This window comes from Novosphingobium organovorum, from assembly GCF_022832435.1.
Taxonomy (GTDB): Bacteria; Pseudomonadota; Alphaproteobacteria; order Sphingomonadales; family Sphingomonadaceae; genus Novosphingobium; species Novosphingobium organovorum.
Window position 1 is genome coordinate 1 of sequence record NZ_JALHLF010000187.1, and the last position, 4,332, is coordinate 4,332.

Annotated in this window: 5 protein-coding genes and 1 pseudogene; 3 read left to right on the forward strand and 3 right to left on the reverse strand. The window is 67.9% G+C overall.

Translation table 11 applies throughout. From position 1 onward, the window contains the following. Positions 1-178: 178 nt before the first annotated feature. Positions 179-964: a class I SAM-dependent methyltransferase gene (locus tag MTR62_RS20190; RefSeq protein ID WP_244024325.1), complete on the reverse strand. Its 786-nt coding sequence runs from the start codon at positions 962-964 to the stop codon at positions 179-181. A gap of 82 nt (positions 965-1,046) precedes the next feature. Between MTR62_RS20190 and MTR62_RS21540 the strand changes: the two are divergent. Together MTR62_RS21540 and MTR62_RS20200 are read left to right on the forward strand one after the other, a co-directional pair. Then, positions 1,047-1,232: pseudogene (locus MTR62_RS21540) on the forward strand (helix-turn-helix domain-containing protein); the annotation flags it as partial. Between the two features lie 67 nt (positions 1,233-1,299). Then, complete coding sequence (locus tag MTR62_RS20200; RefSeq protein ID WP_244024327.1) at positions 1,300-1,944, forward strand: MmyB family transcriptional regulator; 645 nt, start codon at positions 1,300-1,302, stop codon at positions 1,942-1,944. 3 nt (positions 1,945-1,947) lie between these two features. On the opposite strand, the gene MTR62_RS20205 is transcribed toward MTR62_RS20200, so the two are convergent. Continuing rightward, on the reverse strand, positions 1,948-2,808 hold the full coding sequence (locus tag MTR62_RS20205; RefSeq protein WP_244024329.1) for a helix-turn-helix domain-containing protein: 861 nt from the start codon (positions 2,806-2,808) through the stop codon (positions 1,948-1,950). A gap of 125 nt (positions 2,809-2,933) precedes the next feature. Between MTR62_RS20205 and pobA the strand changes: the two genes are divergently transcribed. Further along, positions 2,934-4,103, forward strand: a complete 1,170-nt coding sequence (pobA, locus tag MTR62_RS20210; RefSeq protein WP_244024331.1) for a 4-hydroxybenzoate 3-monooxygenase — start codon at positions 2,934-2,936, stop codon at positions 4,101-4,103. Positions 4,104-4,134: 31 nt separating this feature from the next. On the opposite strand, the gene MTR62_RS20215 is transcribed toward pobA, so the two are convergent. Beyond that, the coding region (locus tag MTR62_RS20215; protein WP_244024333.1) for a hypothetical protein at positions 4,135-4,332 on the reverse strand (198 nt) is incomplete at its 5' end.

The window sequence follows — 4,332 nt, forward strand, 5'->3', positions numbered from 1 at the left end:
GGGCGTGGGCTGGTGCCGTAATCAAAATGCCTGAAAAGGCATTTTGATTACGGTCTCTAAGGGGCAGCGCTCCATTGTCCCCAAATTGTCGAGCGTGCCTCGCTCCGGCGCCGTAGCGCGGGCGCGAGGCGCTCAACCGTCGGGGAGACCGCGGGCAAGGACCCTCGAAATCCCCCTTTCAGCCCTTCATCGCCCAGGCCCGGCAGGCGCTCGCTTCGATCTGCACCGTATCGACGCTGAACGAGCCGTCGGGTTCGATTTCGAAGTAGGCGCGCGTGGCCGAGGGCGCGCGCAATTGCAGCGAGCGGATCGCGTCGCAGTGCAGGTCGCTGGTGCGCATGCGCTTGACCCAGGAACTCCATTCGAGCCGCAGGCGGCGCCTGGTCGTCGCGCGCACGCGAAAGCCGCAGCGGGCCAGCGCGGCGAGCCATTCGGCCTCGCTGCGGTTGCGCACGTGCGAGGGATCGCGCAGCAGTTCGACCGTCTGCAGATGCGTGTCGTAGCTGTCGACGCCGGGCGAGATGACATCGATGAACACCGCGTTCGCGCCCGGTTCCAGCACCCGGCGCGCTTCGCAAAGGGCCTGTTCGAAATTCTGCCAGTGGTGCGCCGAATAGCGCGTGGCGAGCATGTCGAAGGCGCCATCGTCGAGCGGCAGACGCTCGGCCCGCGCGGTGCAGACTTCGAGATTGGCAAGGCCACGTTCGTGCGCGGTGGCGCGCACCCGTTCGAGCATGGCGGCCGACAGGTCGAGCGCGGTGACGTTTCCGGCGTGGCGGGCCATGCGGTAGGCGGCGTGCCCGCCTCCGGTGCCGATGTCGAGCGCGCGGCGCGGCGCGGCGCGTGCGGTGATGCTTTCCAGCGCGTCGAGGTCTTCGCCGCCGGCGTGGACGGCGCTTTCGACATAGGCCTGTGCTTGCGGGCCGAATTGCTGGTCGACGACGGTGTCGTGCGATGGGGTCATGGGTCTTGCTCCTTCGAGCGTCTCTAGACGGGGTAATTTACCCTGTTACAAGATGTCACATTATCCTGTTATAAGAGGGCCCATGCTGACCGAGGAACGACGCAGGCTGCTGGGGCAGTTCATCCGCACGCACCGCGAGCGCACGCCGCCCGACGTGGCCGTGCGCCGCCGCCGCACGCCGGGGCTGCGGCGCGAGGAACTGGCGCAGCGCGCCGGGATCGGGGTGACATGGTGCGCCTGGATCGAGCAGGGGCGCGAGATCGGGGTGTCGAGCGAGGCGCTGGGGCGGCTGGCTCGTGCGCTCGCGCTGACCCCGGCCGAGCGGGCCNATCGGGGTGACATGGTGCGCCTGGATCGAGCAGGGGCGCGAGATCGGGGTGTCGAGCGAGGCGCTGGGGCGGCTGGCTCGTGCGCTCGCGCTGACCCCGGCCGAGCGGGCCTATCTGTTCGAACTGGCCGAACGGCGCGATCCGGATGCGCCCGCGGTGCTCGAAGCGGAGCAGGCACCGGCGAGCGTTGCGGCGCTGGTCGATGCGGTACCGCATCCCGCCTATGCGCTTGACCGGCTGTGGAACGCGTGCTGCTGGAACGCGGGCGCGCAGGCGCTGTTCGTCGGCTGGCTCGGCGAGGGGGGCGCGGCCGAGCCAAACCTGCTGCGCTACACGTTCACCTCCCCCGCCGCGCAGCGTCTGTTGCCCGATTGGGAAGAACGCGCACGCCGCCTGCTGGCGGAATTTCGCGCGCACTGCGCTCCGATGGTCAACGACGCGGCGCTAGAGGCGTTTATCGACCAGATGCGCATTGAATCCCCCTTGTTCGCGGCCGAGTGGGAGCGCCAGAGCGTGCTGGCGCGCGAAGGCGGCGAGCGTGGTTTCCATCACGGCGAGGCGGGGCTGCGGCGCTATGTCCAGCACACCTTCAGCCCGGCCGAACGGCCCGACTACAAAGTGGTGATTCTGTTTCCCGCGCCGCCCGCGTGAGGCTTAACCGCGCGTGCGGGCCTCGGCCTTGTCGTGCTGCGGGCGTCGTCCGGTCAGCCGCTGGTAGAAGCGGGAAAAGTAGGAGGGATCGCAAAAGCCGAGGGTTTCAGCCACACTCACCACGCTGGCATCGGTAAAGCAGAGCAGGCGCTGGGCTTCGAGGACGAGCCGGTTGTGCAGCAATTGGATCGGCGTGCAATCGATCTGGCGGCGGCAGATGCGGGTCAGCGTCTTGGCGCTGATGCCCAGCCGCTCGGCGTACCAGGCGATCGCTCGATGCTCGGTCAGATGGAGTTCGACCAGCTTGCGAAACTGCGCCAGCCGATCGTCGCGCGGCTCGGCGGTCGGGGCTGGTGCGGTGGGTTCAAGACTGCGCACGAGCGCATCGGCCAGGCTGACGAACAGCGCGCCGGGTTCCTGCCAGTCGCGCTGGATCGCCAGCAGTTCCTCGCAGATCCACCCCACCCGTGCGTGCGCTGTGGGCGTGATCGCGCCGCTCGCGCCGTGGGTCAGGATCGCGAGCATGGCATCCTCGGCCCCTTGCGCGCGGTTGAGGAAAGCGGGCGAGAGCGAGAGGACGAAGCCGGTGGTTTCGGCCTCGAAGCGGAAGGCGTGGACGCTGCCGATCGGCACGGCCATGAAACAGGGGCCGTCGAGCGTTTCGATCACCCCGTCGCAATGAAATTCGACCTGTCCCTTCGAGACTATGAGGACCTGGACGCTGTGGCGGTGGCGGTGCGCCCGGATTTCCCAGTGGCAGAGCGCGCTGCGCGCCGCAATCGTCTCTATATGCGCGAATTGCGGCGGGGGCGCCGCGGGGTCCTCGCCATAGAGGAGGTAGGTCGGAATCGCGGTGGGGGGCATCGTTGGTGTCCAAAAAGTACCTGAACAATGGCGCGTTCGGCCCTTCCTGTCGAGCCCCTGGGCTGCGATCCGAAGGGCATACCAGGCACGAACGATCGTGCCGACGGGACAGGAGCTATCGGCACATGCGTACACAGGTCGTCATCATCGGCGCGGGCCCTTCGGGCTTGCTGCTCGGGCACAAGCTGCGCCAGGAGGGCATCGCGTGCATCGTGCTCGAACGCCAGACCGGGCCTTATGTGCTCTCGCGCATTCGCGCTGGCGTGCTCGAACAGGTCACCGTCGGGTTGATGGAGCAGCTGGGGCTCGACGCGCGGATGAAGGCCGAGGGGCTGCCGCACGACGGGTTCAACCTCGCCGATGGCGAGCGTCTCATCCGCATCGATATCAAGGGGCTGACCGGCAAGGAAGTGATGGTCTATGGCCAGACCGAGCTGACCCGCGACCTGATGGAGGCCTGCGGGTCGCGTGATCTCGAAGTGGTTTATGAAGCTGCCGACGTCGCGCTCCACGACATCGAGAGCGACGCGCCCTACGTCACCTACACCAAGGACGGTGTCGAGCAGCGCATCGACGCGCGCTTCATCGTGGGCTGCGACGGATTCCACGGCCCTTCGCGCAAGGCCATTCCCGAAAGCGTGGGGCGCGGGTTCGAACGGGTCTATCCGTTCGGCTGGCTCGGCATCCTCGCTGACGTGCCGCCGTGCAACCACGAGCTGATCTACGCCAACCACGAACGGGGTTTCGCGCTCGCCTCGATGCGCAGCCAAACGCGCAGCCGCTACTACATCGATGTGCCGCTGACCGAGAAGATCGAGGACTGGTCGGACGATCGCGTGTGGGACGAGCTGGCCATCCGCCTCGGCCCCGATGCGGCCGCGCACATCACCCGTGGACCCTCGCTCGAAAAGTCGATCGCGCCGCTGCGCTCCTACGTGTTCGAGCCGATGCGCCACGGCAGCCTGCTGCTGTGCGGCGATGCCGCGCACATCGTGCCGCCGACCGGGGCCAAGGGCCTCAACCTGGCGGCGAGCGACGTGCACTACGCGGCTGAGGCGATGCTCGGCTTCTTCAAGGCGAACGACAACGATGCCATCGCAGGCTATTCGGCCAAGGCGCTGGCGCGGGTGTGGAAGTCGGAACGTTTCAGCTGGACGCTGACCAAGCTCATGCACCGCTTCCCCGAGGACGGTCCGTTCGAACGCCGCATGCAGCTGGCCGAACTGGACTACATCGCCTCGAGCGAGGCGGCGCAGCGTTCGATCGCGGAAAACTACGTCGGCCTTCCGGTCTGACCTTGGCAGGAGCGGGCCGGGCTTTCCCGCATCAAAACGCGAAGGCCCGGCCCGCCAGCAGCGCGAAAAGTACCAGCGCGACCAGCAGGAGGCCTTGCCACAGGCGCGCCAGACGCGCCGCGTCGAGGGGGACCACCGCCGCGCCCAGCAGCGAGGCCAGCGTTGCGCTCAGCCACAGCGGGGTAAGCGGGGCGGCGGGCCAGGCCAGCGCCAGCGCGCCGCTTGCAGC

Excerpts from the sequence above, each read along its gene's own strand:
- MTR62_RS20190 (WP_244024325.1), bottom strand. The coding sequence starts at position 964 with ATGACCCCATCGCACGACACCGTCGTCGACCAGCAATTCGGCCCGCAA.
- MTR62_RS20205 (WP_244024329.1), bottom strand. The coding sequence starts at position 2,808 with ATGCCCCCCACCGCGATTCCGACCTACCTCCTCTATGGCGAGGACCCC.
- pobA (WP_244024331.1), top strand. The coding sequence starts at position 2,934 with ATGCGTACACAGGTCGTCATCATCGGCGCGGGCCCTTCGGGCTTGCTG.